Origin of the sequence: Mycolicibacterium sp. ND9-15 (assembly GCF_035918395.1) — a bacterium.
GTDB lineage: Bacteria > Actinomycetota > Actinomycetes > Mycobacteriales > Mycobacteriaceae > Mycobacterium.
The window spans coordinates 843,842-869,369 of record NZ_CP142362.1 but is presented as its reverse complement, the minus strand read 5'-3'; the positions used below and the strand labels follow the sequence as shown (position 1 = coordinate 869,369).

The 25,528-nt window shown below is 65.4% G+C and carries 19 protein-coding genes and 1 pseudogene; 9 read left to right on the top strand and 11 right to left on the bottom strand.

The window, feature by feature from the left end; genetic code table 11:
• Window positions 1-27: 27 nt before the first annotated feature.
• The gene (locus tag QGN32_RS04265; RefSeq protein WP_326547408.1) at window positions 28-1,386 is read right to left on the bottom strand and encodes an HNH endonuclease signature motif containing protein; all 1,359 of its coding nucleotides are present in this window, start codon (window positions 1,384-1,386) and stop codon (window positions 28-30) included.
• Window positions 1,387-1,548: 162 nt separating this feature from the next.
• On the opposite strand from QGN32_RS04265, the gene QGN32_RS04260 reads away from it, so the two are divergent.
• From QGN32_RS04260 to QGN32_RS04250, 3 genes are read left to right on the top strand one after another with little or no spacing between them, the layout of a single operon-like run.
• A complete protein-coding gene (locus QGN32_RS04260; RefSeq protein WP_326547407.1) occupies window positions 1,549-3,291 on the top strand; it encodes a type I restriction-modification system subunit M in 1,743 nt (580 codons plus the stop codon).
• The gene (locus QGN32_RS04255) at window positions 3,288-4,577 is read left to right on the top strand and encodes a restriction endonuclease subunit S (protein ID WP_326547406.1); all 1,290 of its coding nucleotides are present in this window, start codon (window positions 3,288-3,290) and stop codon (window positions 4,575-4,577) included. The genes QGN32_RS04260 and QGN32_RS04255 overlap by 4 nt, the downstream gene beginning before the upstream one ends.
• Window position 4,578: 1 nt before the next feature.
• The gene (locus QGN32_RS04250; protein WP_326547405.1) at window positions 4,579-7,671 is read left to right on the top strand and encodes a type I restriction endonuclease subunit R; all 3,093 of its coding nucleotides are present in this window, start codon (window positions 4,579-4,581) and stop codon (window positions 7,669-7,671) included.
• Window positions 7,672-7,675: 4 nt separating this feature from the next.
• Here QGN32_RS04250 and QGN32_RS04245 read toward each other — a convergent pair whose 3' ends face one another.
• The 4 genes from QGN32_RS04245 to QGN32_RS04230 all read right to left on the bottom strand — a co-directional run bounded on the left by QGN32_RS04245 (window position 7,676) and on the right by QGN32_RS04230 (window position 13,354).
• Entirely contained in the window at window positions 7,676-7,879 is a 204-nt protein-coding gene (locus tag QGN32_RS04245; protein ID WP_326547404.1) for a YbdD/YjiX family protein, read from the bottom strand.
• Complete coding sequence (locus QGN32_RS04240; protein ID WP_326547403.1) at window positions 7,822-10,116, bottom strand: carbon starvation CstA family protein; 2,295 nt, start codon at window positions 10,114-10,116, stop codon at window positions 7,822-7,824. Before QGN32_RS04240 ends, QGN32_RS04245 begins: the two co-directional genes overlap by 58 nt.
• Window positions 10,117-10,165: 49 nt before the next feature.
• Window positions 10,166-11,713, bottom strand: coding sequence for an ATP-dependent DNA ligase (locus QGN32_RS04235; protein WP_326547402.1), 1,548 nt, complete (start codon window positions 11,711-11,713; stop codon window positions 10,166-10,168).
• A gap of 102 nt (window positions 11,714-11,815) precedes the next feature.
• Window positions 11,816-13,354, bottom strand: coding sequence for a molybdopterin-dependent oxidoreductase (locus QGN32_RS04230; RefSeq protein WP_326547401.1), 1,539 nt, complete (start codon window positions 13,352-13,354; stop codon window positions 11,816-11,818).
• A gap of 101 nt (window positions 13,355-13,455) precedes the next feature.
• Between QGN32_RS04230 and QGN32_RS04225 the strand changes: the two genes are divergently transcribed.
• The 3 genes and pseudogenes from QGN32_RS04225 (at window position 13,456) to QGN32_RS04215 (ending at window position 17,126) form a co-directional block, all read left to right on the top strand.
• Window positions 13,456-14,223 carry an SDR family NAD(P)-dependent oxidoreductase gene (locus QGN32_RS04225; protein WP_326547400.1) on the top strand — a complete coding sequence of 256 codons (768 nt, stop codon included), beginning with the start codon at window positions 13,456-13,458 and terminating at the stop codon, window positions 14,221-14,223.
• 71 nt (window positions 14,224-14,294) lie between these two features.
• A pseudogene (poxB, locus tag QGN32_RS04220) lies at window positions 14,295-16,032 on the top strand (ubiquinone-dependent pyruvate dehydrogenase).
• Window positions 16,033-16,061: 29 nt separating this feature from the next.
• A complete protein-coding gene (locus tag QGN32_RS04215) occupies window positions 16,062-17,126 on the top strand; it encodes a phosphotransferase family protein (protein WP_326547399.1) in 1,065 nt (354 codons plus the stop codon).
• Here the strand turns inward: QGN32_RS04215 and QGN32_RS04210 are convergent.
• Both QGN32_RS04210 and QGN32_RS04205 read right to left on the bottom strand, forming a co-directional pair.
• The gene (locus tag QGN32_RS04210; protein ID WP_442791820.1) at window positions 17,123-17,875 is read right to left on the bottom strand and encodes a sulfite exporter TauE/SafE family protein; all 753 of its coding nucleotides are present in this window, start codon (window positions 17,873-17,875) and stop codon (window positions 17,123-17,125) included. The genes QGN32_RS04215 and QGN32_RS04210 overlap by 4 nt on opposite strands.
• A 108-nt stretch (window positions 17,876-17,983) precedes the next feature.
• A complete protein-coding gene (locus QGN32_RS04205; protein ID WP_442791779.1) occupies window positions 17,984-18,679 on the bottom strand; it encodes a PAS and ANTAR domain-containing protein in 696 nt (231 codons plus the stop codon).
• Window positions 18,680-18,938: 259 nt separating this feature from the next.
• Here QGN32_RS04205 and QGN32_RS04200 point away from each other — a divergent pair, with 259 nt between their 5' ends.
• A complete protein-coding gene (locus tag QGN32_RS04200; protein ID WP_326547397.1) occupies window positions 18,939-19,430 on the top strand; it encodes a 2-isopropylmalate synthase in 492 nt (163 codons plus the stop codon).
• A 75-nt stretch (window positions 19,431-19,505) separates the two neighbouring features.
• On the opposite strand, the gene QGN32_RS04195 is transcribed toward QGN32_RS04200, so the two are convergent.
• Complete coding sequence (locus QGN32_RS04195) at window positions 19,506-20,984, bottom strand: cytochrome P450 (RefSeq protein ID WP_326547396.1); 1,479 nt, start codon at window positions 20,982-20,984, stop codon at window positions 19,506-19,508.
• A gap of 130 nt (window positions 20,985-21,114) precedes the next feature.
• Here QGN32_RS04195 and QGN32_RS04190 point away from each other — a divergent pair, with 130 nt between their 5' ends.
• A complete protein-coding gene (locus tag QGN32_RS04190; protein WP_326547395.1) occupies window positions 21,115-21,756 on the top strand; it encodes a TetR/AcrR family transcriptional regulator in 642 nt (213 codons plus the stop codon).
• Window positions 21,757-21,774: 18 nt separating this feature from the next.
• On the top strand, window positions 21,775-22,635 hold the full coding sequence (locus QGN32_RS04185; protein WP_326547394.1) for an SDR family oxidoreductase: 861 nt from the start codon (window positions 21,775-21,777) through the stop codon (window positions 22,633-22,635).
• On the opposite strand, the gene QGN32_RS04180 is transcribed toward QGN32_RS04185, so the two are convergent.
• From QGN32_RS04180 to QGN32_RS04170, 3 genes are read right to left on the bottom strand one after another with little or no spacing between them, the layout of a single operon-like run.
• Window positions 22,632-23,822, bottom strand: coding sequence for an AAA family ATPase (locus tag QGN32_RS04180; protein WP_326547393.1), 1,191 nt, complete (start codon window positions 23,820-23,822; stop codon window positions 22,632-22,634). The two genes, QGN32_RS04185 and QGN32_RS04180, sit on opposite strands and share 4 nt — an antisense overlap.
• A 1-nt stretch (window position 23,823) precedes the next feature.
• Complete coding sequence (locus QGN32_RS04175; protein ID WP_326547392.1) at window positions 23,824-24,900, bottom strand: DNA polymerase IV; 1,077 nt, start codon at window positions 24,898-24,900, stop codon at window positions 23,824-23,826.
• Window positions 24,897-25,505: a TetR/AcrR family transcriptional regulator gene (locus tag QGN32_RS04170; protein WP_326547391.1), complete on the bottom strand. Its 609-nt coding sequence runs from the start codon at window positions 25,503-25,505 to the stop codon at window positions 24,897-24,899. Before QGN32_RS04170 ends, QGN32_RS04175 begins: the two co-directional genes overlap by 4 nt.
• Window positions 25,506-25,528 lie beyond the last annotated feature (23 nt).

Genomic DNA, 25,528 nt, shown 5'->3' with positions numbered 1-25,528 from the left:
CGGTTGCTGCGACGGCCACGGCGCAAGTTACGCGGCTGCGTCGGGTTCGGGTGGCCTCTTGGGTCGCCGGTGGTGCCGGTTTGCCCGGGGTTGCCGGCTGGGGTCTACGGATTTCGGTGGATACCACAGGGTTTGGCCCAGCGTCTTTTCGTCATAGCGGCGACGTGCTTGCCATTCCTCATCGGATGGGCCCGCGTTCTGGTGGTTGACTTCGCAGGTCATCGTGAGCCGGTCGATGTCGGTGGTGCCCTCCGGCATCCACTCGATGAGGTGGTGCACATCCGAGTGGTAGCCGGGTTGATCGCAGCCCGGGACCGTGCAACCGCCGTCGATGGCGTGTAGCACGATCCGTTGATCCGCCGAGGCCAGCCGTCTGGAGCGGCCCAGGAACAGTGGCCGGCCGCACGTCTCGTCGTAGATGTAGAGGTAATGGTGGGCGTGGGCGGCCAACCGGATCGCGGTTTCCATTGGAACGGTTGATCCGCCGCCGGTCATGGCGAGCCCGGACGCCGATTCCAGTTGTTCCAGCGTCATCGTGACGATGGCGGTGACGGGCAAACCGCGGTGTTGGCCCAGTTCTCCGGAAGCCAGCAGTGCGCGCAGCGCGGCTTTCAGTGCGTCGTGCTGGCGTTGACCGGTGGTGCGGAGATCCCCGGCCGCAGCCATCGGGTCGGGCTCACCGTCCACCGCCGGGATGGGGTCGGCAGCGTTGCACATGCCGGGGCGTGCGAGTTTTGCGAACAGGATCTCAAGGTATGTGCGGGCTTCGGGGTCGACGCAGAACCGGCCGCGGCTCATCCCGTCAGCTTCCTGGGGGCCGAGCACGAACTCGCTGCGCGCCTTACGGCTGCGTTCCCTACTGACGGGGTCACCGTGGGTGGCGTCGTATTCGGCGAGCAGGAGGGCGGCGTCGCGGCGCAGGATCTCGGGGCGCTCGGCCACCGCGACGCCGGTCAGTTCGAGGTCGAAGCGGGTCCGTTCGACGTCGGTGGCGGTGTCGGGGAGTTTGGCGATGGTGTCGCGGATGATGCGGATGTGCTCGTTGCCGATGAGGCCGTGTCTGGCAGCGGCCGCGGATTCGGGCAGCGTGGGTTGCTTCTCGTTGAGATCAGCAGCGGTCGCGATGCGGGCACCAGCCTCTGTCGCCGAGAGGTGAAGCAGGTTGGCCAGGTGGTCACGCAGGCGACCGACCCGAGTGGGCCATTGGACGCGCAGGCCGTTTACGGCGTCGTACCCGACGGTCGACAGCGTTCGCTGAGCGGACTCGACACTGCAGAGCACGGAGTCGAGGACGTCGGCGGGCAGGTCGTTGAACGGCAGTTCGGCCAACTCGGCGACCGCAGCGTGCAAGCGGGCCTGCCGAGCCGCCACGTCGTCGAGATCCACCGCCGCCACCTCCTGATTCGAAACTGTGTTCGAGTATGTCAGGCGGGTGTGACATGAGAAGCTCGGTTTGGCTTCGCCACCGGAAGACGACAGTAAGGTCCCTAAAGGGGGATGAAATGAAAGTCCCCGCCGTAGATCGAACCGTCGAGAGAGACTGAGCGCTTGAGCACTCTGGGCAACTTCGTGTGGTCCATCGCCGACCAACTGCGTGGCGTCTACAAGCCGCACCAATACGGCAACGTCATCCTGCCGATGACGATTCTGCGTCGGCTGGATTGCATCATGGAACCGACCCGCGCCGACGTGCGCGTGCTGGCTCAGAAGTACGACAACCCCGGCGCGCTGACGGTCCAGGTCAAGCGCAAGACTGGCCTGGGCTTCTACAACACCAGCGAATACGACTTTCAGTCCTTGCTGGCCGAACCCGAGGGCCTGCGGGCAAACCTCGTCGACTATTTGACGAAATTCTCGTCGAACATCGACGTGTTCGAGCGCTTCAAGTTCGAGAACGAACTGGCGACGCTGGAAGAGAAGAACCGGCTGTTCCTCGTCGTGTCAAAATTTGCCGAAGTTGACCTACATCCCGACGTCGTGCCGAATGCCGCGATGGGAGATCTATTCGAGGAGTTGATCCGCAAGTTCGCGGAGGCCTCGAACGAGGAAGCGGGCGAGCACTACACGCCGCGCGATGCGATCCGGCTCATGGTCGACCTGCTGTTCGCCGAGAATAGTGTGGCGCTACTCGAACCCGGCACGGTGCGCTCCATCTACGACCCGACGGCCGGTACCGGGGGAATGCTGTCGGTGGCCGAGGAGCGGCTGTTGGAACGCAACCCCGACGCCCGGCTGGCGCTGTATGGGCAGGAGATCAACGACCAGTCGTACGCGATCTGCAAGTCCGACATGATCGCCAAAGGGCAGGACGCCTCCAACATCCGGCTCGGCGACACCCTCGCCGAGGATCTGTTCGCCGGGAGGACCTTCGACTTCTGCATGTCCAATCCGCCCTACGGCGTGGATTGGAAGGCGGCCGAGAAGCAGGTCAAGGAGGAACGCCAGCGCGATGGCGCCTACGGCCGTTTCGGCCCGGGCCTGCCCCCCGTGTCCGACGGTCAGATGCTGTTTCTGATGCACCTCGCCAGCAAGATGCGGCCCGAGCACGAAGGCGGGGGACGGGCCGGCATCGTGCTCAATGGCTCGCCGTTGTTCAACGGCGGCGCGGGGTCGGGTCCGTCGGAGATCCGGCGCTGGCTGCTCGAGGAGGACGTGGTCGACGCCATCGTGGCGCTGCCGACCAACATGTTCTTCAACACCGGCATCGCCACGTACGTCTGGATTCTCGACAACACCAAGCGCCCTGAGCGCAAGGGCAAGGTGCAGCTGATCGACGCGACGTCGTTCTGGACGAAGATCCGCAAGAATTTGGGGTCAAAGAATCGTGAGATCGATGCCGATGCGCGTAAGAAGATCCTGGCGCTCTACGACGCATTCGAGGATTCTGAGCACTCGAAGGTACTGAACAGCAATGCCTTTGGGTACTGGACGATCACGGTCGAGCGGCCTTTGCTCGACGATGACGGTAATCCGATCCCCGATCGCCAAGGCAGCCCGAGACCCGATGCGAAGAAGCGCGACACGGAAAACGTGCCGTTCACTTACGGCGGCAACGAACGTGGCGGCGAGGGCGTGGCTGAGACGGTCAAGGCGTACCTCGAGACCGAGGTCCTGCCGCACGTTCCGGATGCGTGGGTTGACCACGGGAAAACCAGGGTGGGGTACGAGATTCCGTTCACGCGGCATTTCTACAAGTACGTGCCGCCGAGGCCGCTCACGGAGATCGACGCTGACTTGGAAGCGCAGGTGGCGAAGATCTTGGGCTTGTTGCGGCAGGTGGAACAGCGTTGAGCTCCGCATCGCGAAAGCCGTCCGGGCTTTCATGGACACCGACAGTGCCGTCTCATTGGGATGTCGCCAACATCCGGCGCTTTGCGCAGATGAAAACGGGACATACTCCAAGCAGGTCCAATCCAGAGTATTGGTGGGACTGCTCGATTCCGTGGTTCACGTTGGCAGATGTTTGGCAATTGCGCGACGGCAAGCGGATGTACATAGAGTCGACGGAGAATCAGATAAGCCAGCTGGGGCTCGCTAACTCGGCGGCGGAGTTGCTCCCCGAAAGGACTGTCGTGCTGTCGCGAACAGCGTCGGTTGGATTCAGCGGAATCATGAAGCGACCAATGGCGACGAGTCAGGATTTCTGGAACTGGGTCTGCGGGCCACGTCTGCTGCCAGAGTTCTTGGTCTATGTCTTTCGTGGCATGCGCGCAGAGTTCGAGGCCTTGATGATCGGCTCTACGCATAAGACCATTTACCAGCATGTCGCCGCGGCAATCAGAATCCCCGTGCCCCCCATCGAAGAGCAACAGGCGATTGCCGACTTCCTCGACCGTGAGACCATTGGTATCGACACGCTGACTCAGGAGCAGTATCGACTCAACGATATGCTGCGTGAACGGCGCGATGCAGCGTGGGCGGGCGATCTTGACCAGATTGCGTTGCAGGCGCCCATGATCCAACTGCGCAGAGTGATTGAGTCGATCATCGATGGTCCCTTCGGCTCCTCGTTGACATCTGCGCACTATGTGGAAAGTGGTGTACGAGTAATCCGCCTAGGCAACATCGGAATTAACGAGTTTAAGAACGAGGATATGGCGTTTATCTCGTCCGACTACGCTGCGACGCTGTTAGCTCATGCCGTACACGCGGACGACGTCGTGGTGGCTGGCCTCGGAGATGAGAGAATGCCCCTCGGCCGGGCATCCGTAGTCCCGGACATCGGCCCCGCGATAGTCAAAGCCGACTGTTATCGAATTCGGCCCACGCGCGCGATTCTCCCCAGCTACCTGGCCTGGGCGCTTTCAGCCCCGCCAACGCGAAACCAGATGGCTCTCCTCGCACGCGGAGCAACCCGTATGCGTCTCAACACATCTGTAGTGCGTGAAGTGGCAATTCCTGTGCCGGAAATTGAAACACAGAGACAAATTGTCGCGCAATCTCGGCAGCAACTCGCCAAGATCGACACCCTCATCGCTGAGACCGAGCGGTTCATCGAACTATCGAAGGAACGTCGCGCCGCGCTGATCACCGCGGCGGTGACGGGGCAGATCGATGTTAGGGGAGAGGCGGCCTGACTTGGCTGACTTCCACGAAATCGCCTTCGAAACAGAGCTTTGCGAGTACCTGGCGAAGCACGACTGGCTGTACTCCGCCAATGACAAGGGGTACGACAAAGAACGGGCGCTGTTCCCCGGGGATGTCATCGGATGGCTCGAGGATACCCAGCCCGACGAACTCGCCAAGGTCGTCAAGCCGGGCCCCCACGAAGAAAAGCAGAGAAGCCAACTGCTCGACCGTCTCACCAAAGTGCTCGACAGCCCGATCGCCAACGGCGGCGGCACCATCAACGTGCTACGCGGTGGATTCCAGTCCGCGCCAGCGCGATTCGCCATGAGCGAGCCCAAGCCTGAGAGCACCAAGAATCCAGCGACGGTCAAGCGTCACGAGCAGGTGCGACTGAGGGTGATGCGCCAAGTGCATTTCTCCACCGCCGACACGCGCAGTATTGACCTGGTCTTCTTCGTCAACGGTATCCCGGTCGCCACCGCCGAACTCAAGACCGACTACACCCAGTCGGTGGCCGAGGCCATCCGGCAGTACAAGAAGGACCGGCTGCCGAAGGACAAGGGCACCGGCCACGTTCAACCCCTACTCGGCTTCGGGAACCGGGCGGTCGTGCATTTCGCCCTTTCCAACGACGAAGTCTGGATGACCACGCGGCTTGCCGGCGACGACACCCACTTCCTGCCGTTCAACATGGGTTGCGGCGGCGGCAAGGGAAACCCGCCCAACCGCCACGGATCGGAGACGTCGTACCTGTGGGAGCGCGTCCTGCAACGCGAGGCGTGGCTCAACATCCTGCATCGCTTTGTGCTCGTCGAGGAGCAGGGGATCGTCTTCCCCCGCTTTCACCAGTGGGAAGCCGTCACCAAACTCGTCGAAACCACCGCCGCCGAAGGCCCGGGCCACCGCTACCTGATCCAGCACTCCGCGGGTTCCGGCAAGACCAAATCGATCGCCTGGACCGCGCACCGGCTCGCGCGGCTGCAAGTCGACAACGTGCCGGTGTTCGACTCGGTCATCGTCGTCACCGACCGCAACGTCTTGGACTCGCAATTGCAGGCCGCGATCCGGCAGATCGACCGGAAGACGGGATTCGTCGCCACGATCGACGCCGACACCGCGAGACGTGAAGGCGGCTCGAAATCCAACCTGCTCGCCAAGACGCTTCAGGACGGCAAGCGGATCATCGTCGTCACCATCCAGACATTCCCGTATGCCATGAACGAGATCCGAAAGAGCAAGGGACTCAAGGGTAAAAAGTTCGCCGTCATTGCCGACGAGGCGCACTCGTCGCAGTCCGGTCAGGTCGCCGCCAACCTAAAAAGGGTTCTGAGCGCAGAGGAACTCCAGGAGATCGAGAACGGCGGCGCGATCGATATCGAGGCGGTGCTCGCCGCAGAGGCTTCGGAGCGGGCGTCCAGCGAGAACATCTCCTACTATGCGTTCACCGCGACACCCAAAGGCAAGACGCTCGACATGTTCGGCCGCAAGCCCGACCCAGATGACCCCGAGTCGCTGCCCGAGCCCTTCCACGTCTATTCCATGCAACAGGCGATCGAAGAGGATTACATCCTCGACGTGCTCGCCGGTTATCACTCGTACCGCACGGCGTTTCAGATTGCAGAGAAGGTCAAAGGCGCAACACAAGTCAAGGAAGTCGAACAGTCCGAGGCGACCAAGCAAGTCATGCGCTGGGTGAAACTCAACCCGCAGACCATCAACCAGAAGGCCGCCGTCATCGTCGAGCACTTCCACGACAACGTCGCGCACATCCTCGAAGGCCACGCCAAGGCGATGATCGTGGCCGACTCGCGCAAGGCCGCAGTCCGTTACAAGTTTGAGGTCGACAAGTACATCGCGGTCAAGTCCGCCAAGGACCCCACCTATGCGTTCCGCACTCTGGTTGCGTTCTCCGGTGCCGTCGATGACCCCGAGTACGGGCCGGAGCCCTTCACCGACGCAAACCTCAACCCGGGCGTCTACGACCTCGCCAAGACCTTCCACGGTGACGACTACAAAATCATGATCGTCGCCAATAAATTCCAGACCGGCTTCGACGAGCAGCTGCTGTGCGCAATGTACGTCGACAAGCAGCTGTCCGGTGTGACTGCGGTGCAGACACTTTCACGGCTCAACCGTACCCACCGCCGCCCCTCGGGTTTGACGAAGACAATTGAGGACATCTTCATCCTCGACTTCGTCAACGAACCCGCCGAGATCCGCAAGGCCTTCGAGCCCTACTTCACCACCGCGTTCCTGGAGACATCTACCGATCCCAACCTGGCTTATGACATCTCCAACAAGCTCGATCAGGCCGGCATATTCACCTCTGAGGAGGTCGACAAGGCAGCCGAGGCCTACGTCAAGGGCGGCCACGAGGCTTTGCGTGCGGTCACCGGGGCGGCGAAGAAGCGCTTCGCGCAGCGGTACAACGCTGCGATCGCCGACGACGACAGGGCAGCCCGCGACGAGCTCGACATGTTCCGCAAGGACGTCGGCTCGTTCGTGCGGGTGTACGACTTCATGAGCCAGGTGATCGACTACGGCGACGTCGAACTCGAGAAGCGGGCCATCTTTCTGCGGCTGCTCGAGCGGGAGATACGCGGCACCAACTACACGGCGCCGATCGATTTGTCCGACCTGACGCTGAAGAACGTCAGGACGCTCGACAAGGGCAAGACCGATCTGTCACTCGGAAAGGACAGGGTCGGGCTGAAGGGTGTCACTGCGGCCGGGTCGGGCACGAAGCGCGACCCTAAACTCGTTGCGATGCAAGCCGTTATTGACCGACTTAACGACCTCTTCGGCGACGAAGATCTGGTCGAGGACAACAACGCGTCGTTCGTCGAGGCGCTGCTGCGGACGCTGCTGTCGGATCAAGCGCTGTTGCAGCAGGCCAAAGCCAACACGCCCAAGCAGTTCGCCGAAAGCCCCGACCTGTGGGACTCGGTGCTTGCGGCCGTCGCGGACAACCAGGGTGCCCACAACAAGCGGGCCGAGTACTTCTACGGGGAAGGCGCCGAGGTCGGACACATCATCCGCGACATCGCATGGATGGTGTATGAATATGCAACACAACCGGAAGTCAGCGAATCTGCCCCATAGCGTCTTAACAGCAGCGCGCGTCCGGATTGGCGTCGGTGGCGGCGTGCCGCAAGCGCCAGTACTCCCGCTCCGAGAGCACCGGTTCGCCCGGATGGGTGCGCAACCGGTGTTCGACGTAGCGCCGGTAGTGGGTGTCGCCCATCAGGTCCCCTACGAATGTGCCCCAGTACCAACCGATCTTGCGTGCGATTTCGATAACGCGTCCCACTGCTTCTGCACCTCCTTCTCGGGCTTGGTCATGATGAGGCCCGACGGCCCGAAGATCCGTGAGGGGATCGGTACGTCCTCGGTTGTCGGCAAGGCGGTGCCGCGCAGGAATCGGATCACCATGATCACCCCGGCGATGAACACGATCAGCACCAGCAGCGCGAACACGATCGACAGCGTGCCCTGGATGAAGGTGTTGCGGATTACCGCGTCGAGTTGGTCCGCGTTCTTGGCCGCGCCGAACGCCGTCTCACCCGCCTCCTTGGCATTGCGGTATTGGAAGTGCTGGGTCCAATAGCCGACCTTGGGATCGCCGGAGAAGATCTTCTGGAACGACGCCGTCATCGTCACCGTCAGGTCCCACAGCAACGGAACCCCGGGTATCCAGGCCCATTTCAGCAGTCCCTTCTTCACCACCACGACGGTCACGACCGTCAGCGCGATGGCGGCAAGCAATTGGTTGGCGATGCCGAACAACGGGAACAGCGTGTTGATGCCGCCGAGTGGATCGGTAACGCCCATCAGCAGAATGCTGCCCCACGCCGCAACCACGATCAGGCTGCAAATCCACGCTCCGACACGCCAACTCGGATCCCTCAGCTTGCGCAGCGGACCACCCAGGTTGCTCACGCCGTCGGAGAGCATGAACCGCGCGACCCGGGTGCCCGCGTCGACGGTGGTGAGGATGAACAGCGCCTCGAACATGATCGCGAAGTGGTACCAGAACGCCTTGAGCGCGTCCCCGCCGAAGACCTTGCTCAACACGTCGGACATGCCGAACGCCAGCGTCGGTGCGCCACCGGTTCTGGAGACGATCGACTCCTCGCCGACGCTCTCCGCGGCGCTGGCGATCTGCTCGGCGGTGACCGGCGGGCCGTCGATCGGCAGGCCGTTGACGTAGGCCGCCGCCGTCTCTGCGGTGGCCCCCGTCGCAGCCGCGGGCGCATTGATCGCGAAGTACAGGTGCTGGTTGATGATCGCCGCGGTGATAAGCGCCATGATCGCGACGAACGACTCGGTCATCATCCCGCCGTAGCCGATCAGCCGCATCTGCCCCTCCTTCTCGAGGAGCTTGGGCGTGGTGCCCGACGAGATCAGTGCGTGAAAGCCCGACAGCGCACCGCAGGCGATCGTGATGAACAGGAACGGGAACAGCGATCCCGCGAACACCGGGCCGGTGCCCTCGCCGGCGAACGCCGAAACCGCCGGCGCCTCCATGACCGGGCGGGCGAGCAGGATCCCGATGGCCAGCAACCCGATGGTGCCGACCTTCATGAACGTCGACAGGTAATCCCGGGGCGCCAGCAGGAACCACACGGGAAGCACCGAGGCGGCGAAGCCGTAGATGATGATCGCCCACGACAGGGTCACCTTCGACAACGTGAACCAGTCGGTGCCCCAGGATGTTTCGGCCACCCACCCGCCGGCGACAACCGCAAGCAGGAGCAGGGCGACGCCGATCACCGACACCTCGGAGACCCGGCCGGGCCGGAGGAAGCGCAGATAGAGGCCCATGAAGATCGCGATCGGAATCGTCATCGCGATCGAGAACACGCCCCACGGACTCTCGGCCAAGGCGCCGACGACCACCAGGGCGAGGACCGCCAGCAGGATCACCATGATGACGAGCACGCCGACGATGGCTGCCACGCCACCGATGGTCCCGAGTTCGTCGCGGGCCATCTGCCCGAGCGAGCGGCCGCGTCGACGAGTCGAGATCGAGAGCACGAGATAGTCCTGCACGCAGCCCGCCACGACCGCACCGATGATGATCCAGATGGTGCCGGGAAGATAGCCCATCTGCATTGCCAGCACAGGGCCGACGAGCGGGCCGGCGCCGGCGATCGCCGCGAAGTGGTGACCGAACAACACCCGCCGATCGGTCGGCATGTAGTCGGTGCCGTTCTCGAATAGCTCGGCGGGCGTGGCGTTGTCGTCGCGTGGACGCACGATCTTCATCTCGATGAACCGGGCGTAGAACCGGAAGCCGATGACGTATGTGCAGATCGCGGCGATAACGAACCACACTGCGTTGATTGTCTCGCCGCGGAAGAACGCGATCACCGCCCACGCGAGCGCGCCGAGCACGGCGATGATCCCGAAGACGATCCGGTGTCTGACGGTGATCGGTGAGCGGTCGATGATCGCGATCGGGGGCAAATCCTTGTCGGTCCGGATGTAGGTGACGTCGCCTTCGGTTTCCTCTGTGTGCTCGGACGAAGCGGTTGGAGATGCCATGGGGCGATCCTTCCATCGGCCGCGACGGTCACGTGCCGAAACGGCGCCTTTAGCTTCCGCGCTGGTAGAAGGCGCGGACCGTGTCGATGGTGTCCGCTTCCGCGGGGCTCTTGTCGTCGCGGTAGCGCAGCACCCGCGCGAATCGCAGTGCCATCCCGCCGGGATACCGCGACGAACCCTGCACGCCGTCGAACGCGATCTCGACGACTTGTTCGGGTCGCACCCGCACGACGTAACCGTCGGCCGGTCCGTCGGCCAACTCGAGAAACCGCGTGGTCTGCCATTCGAGCATCGCGTCGGTCATGCCCTTGAAAGTCTTTCCGAGCATGACGAATTCGCCTGTCTCGGGATCTCTGGCTCCGAGGTGGATGTTGGAGAGCTTGCCGGTGCGACGGCCCGACCCCCACTCGACGGCGAGAACCACCAGATCGAGGGTGTGCACGGGTTTGACCTTGAGCCACCCGGCGCCGCGGCGTCCGGCTTCGTACGGCGCGCTCAAGGACTTCGCCATCACGCCTTCGTGACCCGCCGCAAGCGTCGCCTCCAGGAACTCCCGGGCTGACGTGACATCGCCGGTGACGAGCCGGTCGACCCGGTTCACCTTCGGGACAAGGGCGTCCAGCGCTTCGATGCGCTCACCGGCCGGTCTGTCCAGAAGGTCGACACCGTCGACGTGCAACAGATCGAAGACGAAAACGGACAGCGGCTGCGCGGCCGCGGCGGCTGCGATATCGACGGAGCGCCCGAAGCGCGACGCGGTGACCTGGAAGCGGTGCGGACGCCCGTCGGGTTTGAGCGCGATCGCCTCGGCGTCGGCGATCAGCGTGGTGACGGGCAGTGCCAGTGCGGCGTCGACGACCTCCGGGAGGCGTGCGGTCACATCGTCGAGGCTGCGGGTGTAAATGGACACCGCGTCGTCGGTACGATGCACCTGCACTCGGGCACCATCCAGTTTCGTCTCGAAAACCGCTGAGCCGCCGAGGCGTTCGAGCGCATCGGCCACGCCGGCGGCCGTCTGTGCGAGCATCGGTCCCACAGGACGGCCGACCGTGAGCGTGAACTGCTCCAGCGCGGCCTCGCCGACGGTCAGCGCGGCGGCCGCGACGGCGGGCAGGTCGCCACCGAGCATCGCGGCGCGGCGCACCGCGGCCGCCGGAAGGTCGGCGGCCTTGGCGACCGCGTCGGCCATGACGCCGATGAGTGCCCCCTGACGCAGTTCGCCGCCGAGCAACCTGCGCAGGAACGTCTGCTCCGGTTCGGTTGCGGCGCCGAACAATCTGCCGAGCAGTTCCGCACGCCGCGCCTGCGACCCCTTCCCCGCGACCTGTCCGATCTCGGTTAGGCGCGCGTGGACCTCCGGGACCGTCAGGGACGCAGCTGACGCCGGCGGTGGCAGGGAGCGCAAAGCGGCCCAGCCGACACCGATCTGGCGCTGCGGCAGTTCCCCGGACAACCACGACACGACGACGACCGCCTGGTCGGCGTCGCCTTCCTCACCGGCGCGGGCCAGCAGGCCGGCAATTCTTGCGGTCTTGGCCAGCCGCGACGACGAGGCGCCGACTTCTGTGGACGCGGTGGCCACGTCGAGCAACTGCACGTCTTCAGCCTGCCACGGCCGCCAACCTCGGCGCGAGTGACCGCGTTTGTACGGAGTTTCGCGGCGTGTCGGTGGGCAGACACGGGCGCTCGCGCCGGAAGGTCAGGCGACCGTGAAGTCGACGCTGTGCCAGCCGGTGGCGCCGTCGGGGACCGGGGCGGCGACCTCGGCGGTCTGCACTGCGCCGGTGTTGTCGGTGGCCCGCACCGTGATGGTGTGCGGCCCGGACTCGGTGGCCTGCCACGGAAAACTCCACAGACGCCAGGTGTCGTTGGAGTAGGCGGCGCCGAGATCGGCTCGCTGCCAATCACCTTGGCCGTCTGGACGATCGATGCGCACCTCGACGTCGCGCACCCCGCGGTTCTGTGCCCACGCGACGCCGCCGAACGTCACCGGCCCGCGGGGCACGTCCTGACCACTGCGCGGCACGTCGATCCGGGACTCGGTCTTGATCGGCCCGCGCGCCGACCAGCCCAGTCGCGTCCAGTAGGCCTCGGCGCGGTCGAATCGGGTCACTTCGAGGTCGACGACCCATTTCGTCGCCGAGACGTACCCGTACAACCCGGGCACCACGAGCCGGGCGGGGTAGCCGTGGTCGGTCGGCAGCGGTTCGCCGTTCATGCCGACCGCCAACAGCGCATCCCGCTGGTCGACGAGCGCGTCGACCGGAGTGCCCGCGGTGAACCCGTCGATGGACATCGACAGCACCATGTCCGCGTCGCGATGAATACCCGCTTCGGCCAACAGGTCCCGCACACGATATCCGGTCCAAGCGGCATTTCCGATGAGGTCGCCGCCGACCGGATTCGACACACACGTGAGCGTGACCATTTTCTCGACCACCTCGAACCGCTTGAGATCGCCGAAGCGCAAGGTGATCTCGCGGTCCACCATGCCGTGGATCCGCAGCTGCCAGTTCTCGCGGCTCAACTGCGGCACGCTCAACGCCGTGTCGATCCGGTAGAAGTCGGCGTTGCTGGTGACAAACGACGGCAGCGCAACGCCTTTGGGCTGCACCGTCGCTGGGACTGGTGGCGCGGTGACGTCGATCGCCGGCAGCGCGAAGGCATTGCGATCGCCCGAGACGGAGCTCGTCAGGCGGGACAGCACCGCGCCGCCCACCCCGGTCAGGGCGCCGGCCCCGAGGAAGCCCAGCGTCACCAACGACAGCCGTCGGCCGCGGTCGGGCCCGTCGTCCGTGGGTTGCGGGGCGTCGGTGAACCGGCCGGAGACGAGCAGACGCAGCACCGCGACGCCGCAGACGGCACCCACCACCGTCGGCACGATGTCCAACAGGGTCGCCCCCGCCCGGGACAGCACAGCCGCGCAGCCCGCGACTCCCGCCGTGAGGATCGCGATGCTGCCGAGGGGCACCCGCTTGCTCTCGAACGCCGCGGTGGCCGCGGCGACGACGGCGATCACCGCGAGGACGAGCATCGCCAAGACGAGTTTGTCGGCCATGCCGAAGGTCTGGATCGCCCATTCCTTGACCGGCCCGGGGGTCAGATCGATGACCGCCGAACCGACCGCAGTGCGCGCGTCGGCCTGCGGTCCGACAAAGACGGCGAGAAGTTGGGTGACGCCGAGCGCGACGGCGGCCGCCGCGATGCCGCCCATCGCTTTGGTGCTGCGCGCCGTCATGCCGCCAAAGTACTCACGTCGGCGACCCGAAGGGCTTACCAAGCGATGACGTCGGCTAGGTTGCTTTACGATTCGAGCACTTTTTGGAAAGGGGAGATCACGTGGAGATCTCGGGCAAGAAGGCCATCGTCGTCGGCGGCGCCTCGGGCTTTGGGAAGGCGACCGCCGAGTTGCTGGCACAGCGCGGCGCGGATGTGGCGGTGCTGGACCGTCCGCAGTCGAAGGGCAAGGAAGTCGCCGATGCGATCGGCGGCACATTCTTCGAGGTGGACGTCACCGACTTCGAGGGCACCGAGAAGGTGCTGCAGCAGGCGATCGACGCGCTGGGCGGGCTGCACATCATCGTGACGACGGCCGGGGGCGGCGCCGCGGAGCGCACGGTCAAGAAGGACGGCCCACACAGCCTGGACACCTTCCGCAAGTGCGTGGACCTGAACCTCATCGGCACTTTCAACATCAGCAGGCTGGCGGGATGGCAGATGAGCCAGCAGGACCCGGTCGACGACGAGCAGGAGGAGCGCGGCGTCATCATCAATACCGCCTCGATCGCCGCGTTCGAGGGGCAAATCGGTCAGGTGGCCTACACCGCTTCCAAGGCCGCGATCGCCGGGATGTGCCTGACGATGGCCCGCGACATGGGCAGCCTGGGCATCCGGGCGTTGGCGATCGCACCGAGCCTGTTCGCCACCGGCCTCACCGAGGGCATCCCCGACGAGTTCGCCAAGGCGCTGACGAAGGATGCGGCATTCCCGAAGCGGCTCGGCAAGCCGGAAGAGTACGCCAAGCTGGTGGCCGCGATCGTCGAGAACCCGATGCTCAACGGCCAGTGCCTGCGGCTGGACGCGGGGCAGCGTTTCGCCCCCAAGTAACCGGTGGTTTCGGTGCGCTGCCTGTCGCTGATCGATTGGTAGCGCACCGAAATCGCACTAGGGTGGTCGGGGTGGCGACCTTCGCCGATCACCTCATCGACGCGTTGCGGATCAGCGGCGTGCGCCGGGTCTACGGACTGCCGGGCGACAGCCTCAACGGCTTCACCGACGCGATCCGCCGCTCGGGCGAGGTCAGCTGGGAACTTGTGCGCCACGAAGAGTGCGCCGGATTTGCCGCAGCGGCCGACGCGGCTCTCACCGACGGGTTGGCGGTGTGTGCCGGCAGTTGCGGCCCGGGCAATCTGCACCTGATCAACGGCCTGTTCGACGCGCAACGCAGTCGGGTGCCCGTGCTCGCGATCGCGGCGCACATCCCGCGCACGGAAATCGGCTCGGAGTACTTCCAGGAGACGCACCCCCAAGACCTGTTCCGCGAGTGCAGCGTCTACTGCGAACTCGTCAGCACACCGGAGATGGCGCCGCGCATCGTCGAGATGGCGATGCGGGCCGCGGTCGAGGAGAACGGCGTCGCGGTCGTCGTGATCCCCGGTGAAATCTTCGATCATCGCGCCGACGCGTCGAGTTGGAACATACGCGCCGTCACCGCGACGCGGTCGATCACGCGACCCGACGACGAGTCGCTGCGGCAGGCGGCGGCGATCCTCAACGACTCGCACGCCGTCACCATCCTCGGCGGTGCGGGCGTCGCGGGGGCGCACGACGCGCTGATCCGTACGGCGGGCACGCTCAACGCGCCGGTGGTGCATGCGCTGCGGGGCCAAGGAGTTCATCGAGTACGACAACCCGTACGACGTCGGCATGACCGGACTGCTCGGCTTCGCGTCCGGCTACAAGGCCATCAAGGAGGCCGACGTCCTGCTGATGCTGGGCACCGACTTCCCGTACCAACAGTTCTATCCCGACGACGCGAAGGTGATCCAGGTCGACATTCGCGGTCGGCATCTCGGCCGCCGCGTTCCGGTCGACCTCGGCCTGGTCGGCACCGTCGCTGATACCCTCGACGCGCTGCAACCACTGCTGCGCCCGAAGGCCGAACGCGAACACCTCGATCGGTCGCTCAAGCACTACCGCAAGACCCGCCAAAAACTCGACGAACTGGCCGTCAACGACCGCGACCGCGAACCCATCCGGCCGGAATATGTTGCGGGACTGACGAATCAGCTGGCCGCCGACGATGCGGTGTTCACTGCCGACGTCGGTTCGCCGGTGATTTGGGCTTCGCGCTATCTGACGATGAACGGTCGTCGCCGGCTCATCGGGTCGTTCAACCACGGCTCAATGGCGTGTGCGTTGCCACTGGCGATCGGGGCGCAGACCGCCCACCGTGACCGCCAGGTCGTCGCGCTCGCCGGTGACGGCGGCCTGACGATGCTCTTCGGCGAACTCATCACGCTGATCCAGAACCGCTTGCCGGTCAAGGTGGTCGTCTTCAACAACTCGTCGCTGAACTTCGTCGAGTTGGAGATGAAGGCAGCGGGAATCGTCAATTTCGGCACCGATCTGGTGAACCCCGACTTGGCCGCCGTCGCAACGGCTATGGGCATTTTCGGCCGACGGGTCGAACACCCGTCGGATCTGGAACCGGCCTTAACGGATGCCTTCGCCCAGGACGGACCCGCGGTCGTCGACGTCGTCACTGCGCGTCAGGTTCTGTCCATACCGCCGGTGATCACCGCCGAGCAGGCCAAGGGCTTCTCGCTGTACGCCATCAGGACGATCCTGGCCGGCCGGGCAGACGAATTGCTGGATCTGGTGACGACGAACGTGGCGCGTCGGATCCTGGACTGAGCGCGCACCCGACCTGACACGATGACTGCATGCCCGACGACGCGCAGAACCTTCCGACACTGAGCAAGGAAGACCAAGCCGCCCTGCAGCACTGGGTCCGTGGGCAGGGTCTGGGGTCGACGGTCAGCAACGTCGAACCGCTGACCGGCGGGACGCAGAACATCGTGGTTCGCCTGCGCGTCGACGACCGGCCCATGGTGTTGCGCAGGCCGCCGGCGCATCCGCGGCCGACCAGCGACAAGACGATGCTGCGCGAGATCGCGGCGCTACGCACGCTCGCGGGAACGCCGGTGCCCCATCCGGGCTTCATCGCCGGCTGTGAGGACCTCGGCGTCCTCGGGGTGGTGTTCTACCTGATGGAGGAGGTCGACGGCTTCAACCCCGGCGACGCTATGGCCGAGGCCTATGTGCGCGATCCGGCGATGCGCCATCGGGTGGGCCTGTCGTATGCGGCGAGCCTGGCGATGCTCGGGCAGGTCGAATGGGAAGGCAGCCCGCTGGCCGAACTCAAGCGGCCCGGCCTGTTCCTGGAGCGTCAGGTTCCGCAGTTCCTGCGGCTGCTCGAGAGCTATCGGCACGACCGGTACGACCCCGCGTCGTTGGCGGTGGCCGAACTCGCCGGGTGGCTGGTATCGAACTTGCCGCCGGAGGGCCGTCCAGGGGTCCTGCACGGCGACCCGCATTTGAGCAATGTGTTGCTGCGTCGCGACAAGCCCGAGTTGGCGGCGTTCGTCGACTGGGAGATGTGCACGATCGGCGACCCGCTACTGGACCTGGGCTGGATGTTGATCTGCTGGCCGCTGGAAACCAACACGATAACCGCGGGGGCACGACTGGCTGCGCTCGGCGGACTCGCCAGCCGGCGCGACCTCCTCGAGGCTTACCACGCCGCCGGCGGCCGCGAAACATCAAGCCTCGATTGGTATATCGCGATGGCGTGCTTCAAGCTGGGCATCGTCATCGAGGGCACCTGGTCGCGTTACCTGGTCGGCCAGGCGAGCCGGGACGCGGGGGAGCGGTTGCACGCCAACGCGCAGAACCTGATCGACTTGGGCACCCGAGTGGTCAAGGGGGACAGCCCTTTCGAGCTCTAGCCGCTGTAGGTGTCGACTCCGAGTTTGAGCGCCAGCGCCACACCCGCCGCGCCGATCGCGACCCGAAGCGGTCCGGCAGGTGAATGCCGGACGACGATGGGGCCCAGCCGGGAGCCGATCAGGCAGCCAAGGCCCAGCACCGATACCGCCCACCAGTGCACCGGCGCCAGCAGCGTGAATACCACGGCAGCAACAGCGTTCGCCACGCCGAGGATGACGTTCTTGCCGGCATTGGCGTGCGCGAGTGAAGCGTGGCCGGTGCGCAGCAGGAGCGCAAGCATCAGCACCCCCGCGGCCGCACCGAAATAGCCGCCGTAGACACAGATCAGGAAGACGGCGCCGGTCTCGACGAGGAGCCTCGCACGGTATCGGCCCCGGCTGTCGGTCTCGCCCGACGCGCGTCGTGGGAGCAGAATCGCGATCGACGCGACGCCGAGCAGGATCGGTACGGCGTTCTCGAAGCTCTCGGCGGGCGTCGAGAGCAACAGCGCGGCACCGGCCGCGCCGCCGAGTAGGGCGACCGGCACGATGCGCCGGATCCACTGACCCTGTCCCTCGAGTTCGGGGCGCGACCCCAGTACCGATCCGACGCCGTTGAACACCAGCGCGACGGTGTTGGTCACGTTAGCCGTCACCGGCGGCAGCCCGAACAGCAGCAGGGCGGGATAGGTGGCCACCGAGGCGAGGCCGGCGATGCTGCCGGTGAGCCCGCCGAGTACGCCAGCGGCGAACAGCAGGACCCAGTTCATCGACGGCCCGAAAGAGGCTCCGGCCATGCGGAAAGCTGCGCATGACCGGTAGACACCAGCCTCACGATAGGGCCGTGGGGGGAGACAGTCCTCGCTCGGGCCCGCGCCTCAGCAGGCGTTGCTGCTCTCGCCGCCCAATCGCCGGATGCGCCGGTGGGAGGTGAGCAGCAGGTGGTCGGCTCGCTGGCGAATGTCGTCGGAGACCCGCAGCTCGCTGGTGAAGTCCTCGAGGATCTGCGACGCCAGTGTGCGCAGCTTGGTGTTGGTCTCCTGCGAGCGCCACACCAGGAGGTCGAAGGCGCGCTCGGCCGGGATGCCGTAGGTCATCATCAACAGGCCTTTGGCCTGCTCGATGACCGCCCGGTGCTCGGTGAAGTCGGGGACCGCCGCGTCGACCGTGGCGGTGTCCTCGACGTCGCTGAGGTCCACGTACAGCCCCCGGGTGCCGATGATGTCGCCGTTGTCGTCGTGCAGTCGTTCGCCGATCACGAGAACGGGACGGACGTGGCCGAGCGTGTCGATGATGCGGTGGCGGCTGCTGAACGGGCGGCCCTCTCCGGTCACCGTCTCGATCAGCAACGCAACGCTGGCCGCGTCATCGGGGTGCTTGTGCGACATCACCAGCGAGGTGCTGGGTTGCGCCTGGCCAGGCGGGTAGCCGTGCATCTGGGCCACGGCGTCTGACCACTCCCAGCGGTCTTCGGTGCGAAAGTAGCGGAACGACCCCACGCGTTCGCCGACGGACGTCGATTCATCGATCGCGTTCGAATTCTCGCCTTTGACCGTGCCGACGTTTCGCATCATCCCCCCAGCTCATCGGGACACCAGAAGTAGGAACACACGATCCCAAAAGGTAGAGGGAAAGACCAGCCGTAATGCGAAAACACACCTACAGTTTGCGAACCGAATTCTCTTTGCGGCCGCATACGCGGGCGGCTACGATCGGACGCGTGCCGAGGCGACTCGTAGTAGCAACCCGCAGCGGGGTCTGATCCTGACCGACCCCTCGCTGTGGGTCGTCGCTACGTAGTCGGTCACCTTCTTTCGAAGAAAAGACCGGCACATGACCTCGTTCGCAACACAATCCGCTACCAGCGCAGCTTTCGCGGCCCACGTCGACGCCCCGATTCCCCGCGACCTGCGCGAGGAGGCCGACGCGATGTCCTTCGAATCGTTTCTCGCCGAGTATGCGCCCAGTTCGGGTCCCTTGCGGCTGGGCAACTGGAGCTGCCTCGACGGAGATCGCCCCGCCACCAGGCTGGGGCCCCAGGCGCGCAACTATCAGGCGACGCTCGCGATCGGAGACCGGATCTGCACGACGTCGGCGGCGGCGTCGGGTCCTGTCGCCGCGCTGACGTCGATGCTCTACGACCGTGGAATTGCGCTGGAAATGACCGCCTTCCACCAGATACACGCGGGCGAGCGCACCGCCACGTTCATCCGCGGTTCCGATGGAATGCGGTCGAAGTGGGCGATGGGCCTGTCCGACGACCCGACACAGTCCGCGCTGAGCGCGGTCATCGCGTGTGCGAACCGCCTACTGTCCGACGCCTGAGTTCCGCGAAATTGTTTTCCAGCAGGCCGTCACTCGAATTTCTACTGCTGGAATACCGTTTCGCGGCGAAGAACGTCAGTGCAGCGGACGCAGCACGAGCGGCATACCGTCCATCGGCACCGGCATACCCGCGTAGTCGTAGCGCGGTTTGTAACCCGGTCGCGCCAGCTCGAGACGGTACTTGCGCAGCAGCCGGTGCATCACCGTCTTGATCTCCAACTGGCCGAACACCATGCCGATGCACTTGTGTGCGCCGCCACCGAAGGGCGCGAACGCGTAACGGTGCTTCTTGTGCTCGGAGCGGGGCTCGGCGAACCGGTCCGGATCGAACTTGTCGGGATCGGTCCACAGCTCCGGCAGCCGATGGTTCATGCCCGGCCACGTGATGATGTTGGTGCCCGCCGGAATGTAGTAACCGAGCAGGTCGGTGTCGCGTACCGCCTGACGAACGTTGAACGGCAGCGGTGTGACCAGCCGCAACGATTCGTTGATCACCAGGTCGAGTGTCTCCAGCTTCTCCAGGGCCTCGATGTCCAGCGGACCGTCGCCCAGCCGCGACGACTCGTCACGACAACGCTCCTGCCACTCCGGGTTGGCGGCCAAGTGGTAGCCCATCGTGGTCAGCGTCGACGTCGAGGTGTCGTGGGCGGCCATCATCAGGAAGATCATGTGGTTGACGATGTCCTCGTCGGTGAACCTGTTGCCCTCTTCGTCCTCGGTGTGGCACAGCACGGTGAGCATGTCGGTGCCGCCGGAGTCCCGCTGCTCCTTCACCCGCTCCTGGAAGTAGGCCTCGAGCACCTTGCGCGCCTGCAGTCCCCGCCACCATTTGAAGGGCGGCACACTGGTGCGGATGATGGCTCCGCCGGCGCGGGTGGTGATGGCGAAGGCCTCGTTGACCTTTGTGACCAGGTCGTGGTCGGTGCCCGGCTCGTGACCCATGAACACCACCGAGGCGATATCGAGGGTGAGTTTCTTGAGGGCCGGATGAAGAAGGAAGCGCGCGTCGTTGGCCGCCCAGTCCTGCGCCACCACCTTCGACGCCACCTTGTCGATGTGCTCGACGTAGCCGGTCAACCGGGTCCTGGTGAACGCCTCCTGCATGATCCGGCGGTGGAACATGTGCTCTTCGAAATCGAGCATCATCAGGCCGCGGTTGAAAAACGGGCCGATGACCGGATGCCAGCCCTTCTGCGAAAAGTCCTTATTCTTGTTGGAGAAGACGGCCTGGGTGGCGTCCGGCCCGAGCGCAGACACCGACGACAGGGCAGGCGAATAGGCGTAGTGCACCGGGCCGTACTTGCGGTACACCTGCAGTACGTACTCGGGACCACCCCGGAACGCCTCGATCATGTGGCCGAGGATCGGCAGGCCGGCGTCACCCATGACCGGTTTGAGTCCACTGCTCGGAGGCGGCTCGGCCAGAACGAACTGCTTCCACTCCCGGTCGTTCAGCCGCCGCTCGATCGGACCCAGAGGCAGGTTGTTCAACGTGGGGGTCAACCGCCGCTTCGCCTGGTCGACCAGGTAGTCAACGGTGCTGATCGTCGCCATTCACGTACTCCTCGAGCAAAAAGACTGTGGCCGCACTGTGGGCGTTGTCACTCTCATCCTCATCCTGGATGGCATACTTGACGCATGTCAAGTTTTGTTCTGGCGCGCCGCGGTGCGAAGGTCTAGGAAGATGACCGCCCAACCAGCATCGCAGCACCGTCGCAGCCGTGGCGACCGGCAGCGCGAGGCGATCATCAATGCCGTCCGCGGCCTGGTGCAAGAGCAGCCGTTCGCGGACCTGTCCGTCAGCGCGATCAGCGAACGCGCCGGCGTCGCCCGGTCCGGTTTCTATTTCTATTTCGACTCCAAGTACGCGGTGCTCGCCGAGATCCTGGCCGGCGCCGGCGAGATGCTCGACAGCCTGACCCACCACTTCGCGCGCCGTGAGCCTGGGGAGACGCCGGAGGCGTTCGCGAAGCGCATGGTTGGCAGCGCGGCCGCGGTGTACGCCAATGACGATCCGGTGCTGTCGGCGTGTGCGGTGGCGCGCAATACCGACGCCAAGATCCGCGAGATGATGGACGACTTCTACGACGGCATCATCGACAAGCTGATCACGCTGTTGGAGAACGACGCCGACGCCCGCCCCATCTCCGGGGATCTACCCGCGCTCGTCCGGACGCTGGCCGCGACGACGACGATGACGCTGACGCACGACAGTACGTTCGTCGGGCGAGGCATCGACCCCAACCGCGCTGTCGACGCCCTCGAGCGGTTGTGGGTGGCGGCGTTCTGGGGGAATTCGCGACCGTCCGAGGAGCGGGAGAGCTAGGCCAGTATCCTGACCGCCATGGCGCACACCGGCTTTGCGAACAAGCGTTGTTTTCTCACCGGGGCCGCCAGCGGTATCGGCCGGGCGACCGCGTTGAAGCTGGCCGCCGAGGGCGCCGAGCTCTACCTGACTGACCGAGACCCCGAGGGCCTGGAGACGACAGTCGCCGACGCGCGCTCGCTGGGCGCCGAGGTACCCGAGTACCGCGCTCTTGATATCTCCGACTACGACGCGGTGGTCGCGTTCGCGGACGACATCCACTCCCGCCATCCCGCGATGGACATCGTGATGAACATCGCGGGAGTGTCGGCGTGGGGCACGGTCTCCACGTTGACGCACCAGCACTGGAAGTCGATGGTCGACATAAACTTGATGGGTCCGATCCACGTCATCGAGGCGTTCGTGCCGCCGATGGTCGCCGCCGGCGCGGGTGGTCATATCGTCAACGTGTCGTCGGCGGCCGGCCTCGTCGCGCTGCCGTGGCATGCGGCCTACAGCGCGAGCAAGTACGGGTTGCGTGGTATGTCGGAGGTGTTGCGTTTCGACTTGGCACGGCACCGGATCGGCGTATCCGTGGTCGTCCCGGGTGCGGTGAAAACGCCTCTGGTGCAGACGGTTCAGATAGCCGGCGTGGACCGGGAAGACCCGCGGGTCAAGAAGTGGACCGATCGGTTCGGCGGGCACGCCGTATCGCCGGAGCACGCCGCCGAGTGCATCCTCAAAGGCGTCCGCCGTAACCGGTTCCTGATCTACACCTCGGCCGACATCCGAGCGCTGTACCTGTTCAAGCGCACGTTGTGGTGGCCGTACAGCGTCGCGATGCGTCAGGCGAACGTGTTGTTCACCAAGGCGTTACGGCCGGCGACGCAACGCGGTTAGCGCTTGCCCCAGTCCCACGGCGGCGTGCTGAGCAGGCCCAGCCCCTCGACGCGCGTATCGCCGAAGTCCTTGTACAGCGGGATTTCCACGGCGGACACTTCGGTCTTGGCGGCATCGCCGACGGTGACGGTGTCGAGGTGGTCGAGCAGCGCTTTGGAGTGGGTGACGACGACGACCTGGGTGGTGTCCGCCGCGGCGCGGATCAACGACGCCAGCGGGTCCACGAGGTCCGGGTGCAGGGACGTCTCCGGCTCGTTGAGTACCATGAGCGACGGCGGCCGCGGGCTCAGCAGCGCGGCGGCCCAAAGTAGGAATCGCAACGTGCCGTCGGATAATTCGGCGGCCCGCAGCGGGCGCAGCATGCCGGGTTGATGCAGTTGCAGATCGAACAGGCCGTCGTGCACGGTGACCGACACCGTCGCCCCGTCGAAGGCGTCGGCCATGGCTTGCTGGAGGTCGTCGTGGCCGGCCTCGATGATGGTCTGGATCGCGGCGGCCAGGTCGCTGCCGTCGTCGGAGAGCACGGGTGTGCGGGTGCCGACGGTGCGTTGGCGCGAGGGTGCGGCGGCATCTACGCGGAACCCGTCATAGAAACGCCAGTCGCGCAGTCGATCTCGCACCCGCGTCAGTTCCGGGTGCGCACCGGGGTGGGCGAATTCGGCGAGCACGCTGCGATAGGGCGGCAGCGACTGTGACAGCTTGTCGAAACTGCGCCCGGACTCCGCGCTTGCCTCGACATAGTCGCGGGTGCGGCGCACCAGGGTCGAGCTGTTGCGCATGACGGGGCCGGCGAACACCGCCTCGCGTTTGATCTCCGGATCGAGCGCGAACAGCGAGCCGTGGCCGGCCATCTGAGGCAGGCCGAGGTCAACGAGATAGCCGAAGTCGTCTGATGCGAATCCCATTTCGAGTGACACCGGGCCGGTCCGCGTCGTGCCCTCGACCCGCCCGGTGCGGCGCGCGCCGCTGGGCTGCTCGGGTCCCGCCCACAGCACCGACTCCACTCCGCCCTCACGCGCCAGCGATCCGATCACCTCGCCGCGGCCACAGTCGGCCAGCAAGCGCAACGCCCGATACAGCGACGACTTCCCCGTCCCGTTGGCGCCGGTGACCACGGTGAGCCCGGCGAGCGGAAGCACGATATCGCGCAGCGACCGGTATCCCCGGATGGCGACCGTGTGCAGCATCTCAGTACCCGCCTTCGGGCGAAGCCAGTTCCAGTCGCACGCCCAGCAGTCGCACGGGCCGGTCGAGTTCGAACTGGCCGAGGAGGTCGAGCGCCGTCCGCGTGATCAGGTTCAGGTCGACCGTCGGCTCTGGAAGCTTGCGAATCTTGGTTCTGGTGAAGAAGGTCTTGGTGCGCACCGTCACGGCCACCCGGGTGACGACCCGGTGCTGCTCGATGATCTCGGTCAAGGTCTGCCGAGCCAAATCGATTACTGCCGATTCCATTTCGCCGCGTTCGGTGAGATCGCGGGGGAAGGTGATGACATGGCTGCGTGAGCGTGGTACCCATGGCGTCGCACTCACAGTGGTGTCACCGCCGCCCTTGGCCAGGAGCAGGATCCACAGCCCGGTCGTCGGACCGAAGGTCTCGGTGAGTGTCGTCGCGTCGGTGGCGGCGAGATCGGCGACGGTGTTAATACCCATCGTGGCAAGCTTTTTCGCCGTTCTGGGACCGACTCCCCAGAGTGCGTCAACCCCGCGGGGACCCATTACGGCCATCCAGTTCTCGTCGGTGAGCCGGTATACGCCCGGCGCGACATCCGCTGACGGTGTGCTCGCCGGCTTACCGAATCCCGTCGCGACCTTGGCTCGTTGCTTGTTGTCGCTGATACCCACCGAACAGGACAGCCCGGTCTCGGCGGCGATCACCTCGCGGATCCGCTGGGCGAACTCCAGCGGGCTGTGCGAGTCGTCGAGGTTGGCGCCGACGTACGCCTCGTCCCATCCCCACACCTCCACCGGGTGCCCGAAGTCGCGCAGTAGGCCCATCACCTCCGCGGAGGCCGCGTCGTAGGCATCGGTGTCCAAGGGCAGGAACGTCGCATCGGGGCACTTGCGGGCGGCCGTGCGTAACGGCATGCCCGCATGCACGCCGTACCTACGGGCCGGATACGACGCGCACGTCACGACCTTGCGGGGCTCGTTCGGATCACCGTTGCCGCCGACGATGATCGGCTGGCCCGCGAGTTCGGGGTTGCGACGGATCTCGACCGCGGCCTGGAACTGGTCGAGGTCGACATGCAGGACCCAGTGCTTCATTGGCCGCAGAGCTTGCGCGCCACCGTTTCCCACGCGTCGCCGAGTGACTCGAGCGTGTTAGCCCGCTCGTTGAGTTCATGGTGCACGTAGTCCGCGTCCAGCAGCGTCAGCAGCGCGGCGGCCTGCGCGTCGAGATCTCCTGAGGTGTTGGCCGATTCGAGTAACACCCGAACATGCCGGTGGTGCAGCGTCGCGGGGGCGTTGAACCGTGTCTGTGGGTCGCGATTGGCATCGGAAAGCAACGCGTGGTGGGTGTGCGCGAATTTCAACTGGGCGCGGCCGTACGCCAGCAGTCGCTCGAGCGGCGGAGCACCCGGACCCAGGGGCGGCGGACCGAACAGGAACGCCTGTTGATGGGCTTTCTCGTCCTCGTCGAGCAGGACGAGCATCAAACCGGCACGGCTGCCGAACCTGCGGAACAGCGTGCCCTTGCCGACACCGGCCGCCGCGGCGATGTCATCGGTGGTGACCGCATCGGCGCCGCGCTCGGCGATCAGGCGCCGCGCGGCATCGAGAAGCAGGGCGCGGTTGCGTGCGGCGTCACCGCGCTCGTGCGGAGCTTGATCGGTGATCGGCAGCTCATTGAGGGGACGAGGAGCGGCCATGTCAGCAGTTTAATTCAGAAGGA

What these genes read in the sequence shown, in the direction of transcription:
- QGN32_RS04240 (WP_326547403.1), bottom strand. Translation starts at nt 10,116, where the DNA reads ATGGCATCTCCAACCGCTTCGTCCGAGCACACAGAGGAAACCGAAGGC.
- QGN32_RS04230 (WP_326547401.1), bottom strand. Translation starts at nt 13,354, where the DNA reads ATGACGGCGCGCAGCACCAAAGCGATGGGCGGCATCGCGGCGGCCGCC.
- QGN32_RS04215 (WP_326547399.1), top strand. Translation starts at nt 16,062, where the DNA reads ATGCCCGACGACGCGCAGAACCTTCCGACACTGAGCAAGGAAGACCAA.
- QGN32_RS04210 (WP_442791820.1), bottom strand. Translation starts at nt 17,875, where the DNA reads ATGAACTGGGTCCTGCTGTTCGCCGCTGGCGTACTCGGCGGGCTCACC.
- QGN32_RS04205 (WP_442791779.1), bottom strand. Translation starts at nt 18,679, where the DNA reads ATGATGCGAAACGTCGGCACGGTCAAAGGCGAGAATTCGAACGCGATC.
- QGN32_RS04200 (WP_326547397.1), top strand. Translation starts at nt 18,939, where the DNA reads ATGACCTCGTTCGCAACACAATCCGCTACCAGCGCAGCTTTCGCGGCC.
- QGN32_RS04195 (WP_326547396.1), bottom strand. Translation starts at nt 20,984, where the DNA reads ATGGCGACGATCAGCACCGTTGACTACCTGGTCGACCAGGCGAAGCGG.
- QGN32_RS04190 (WP_326547395.1), top strand. Translation starts at nt 21,115, where the DNA reads ATGACCGCCCAACCAGCATCGCAGCACCGTCGCAGCCGTGGCGACCGG.
- QGN32_RS04185 (WP_326547394.1), top strand. Translation starts at nt 21,775, where the DNA reads ATGGCGCACACCGGCTTTGCGAACAAGCGTTGTTTTCTCACCGGGGCC.
- QGN32_RS04180 (WP_326547393.1), bottom strand. Translation starts at nt 23,822, where the DNA reads ATGCTGCACACGGTCGCCATCCGGGGATACCGGTCGCTGCGCGATATC.
- QGN32_RS04175 (WP_326547392.1), bottom strand. Translation starts at nt 24,900, where the DNA reads ATGAAGCACTGGGTCCTGCATGTCGACCTCGACCAGTTCCAGGCCGCG.
- QGN32_RS04170 (WP_326547391.1), bottom strand. Translation starts at nt 25,505, where the DNA reads ATGGCCGCTCCTCGTCCCCTCAATGAGCTGCCGATCACCGATCAAGCT.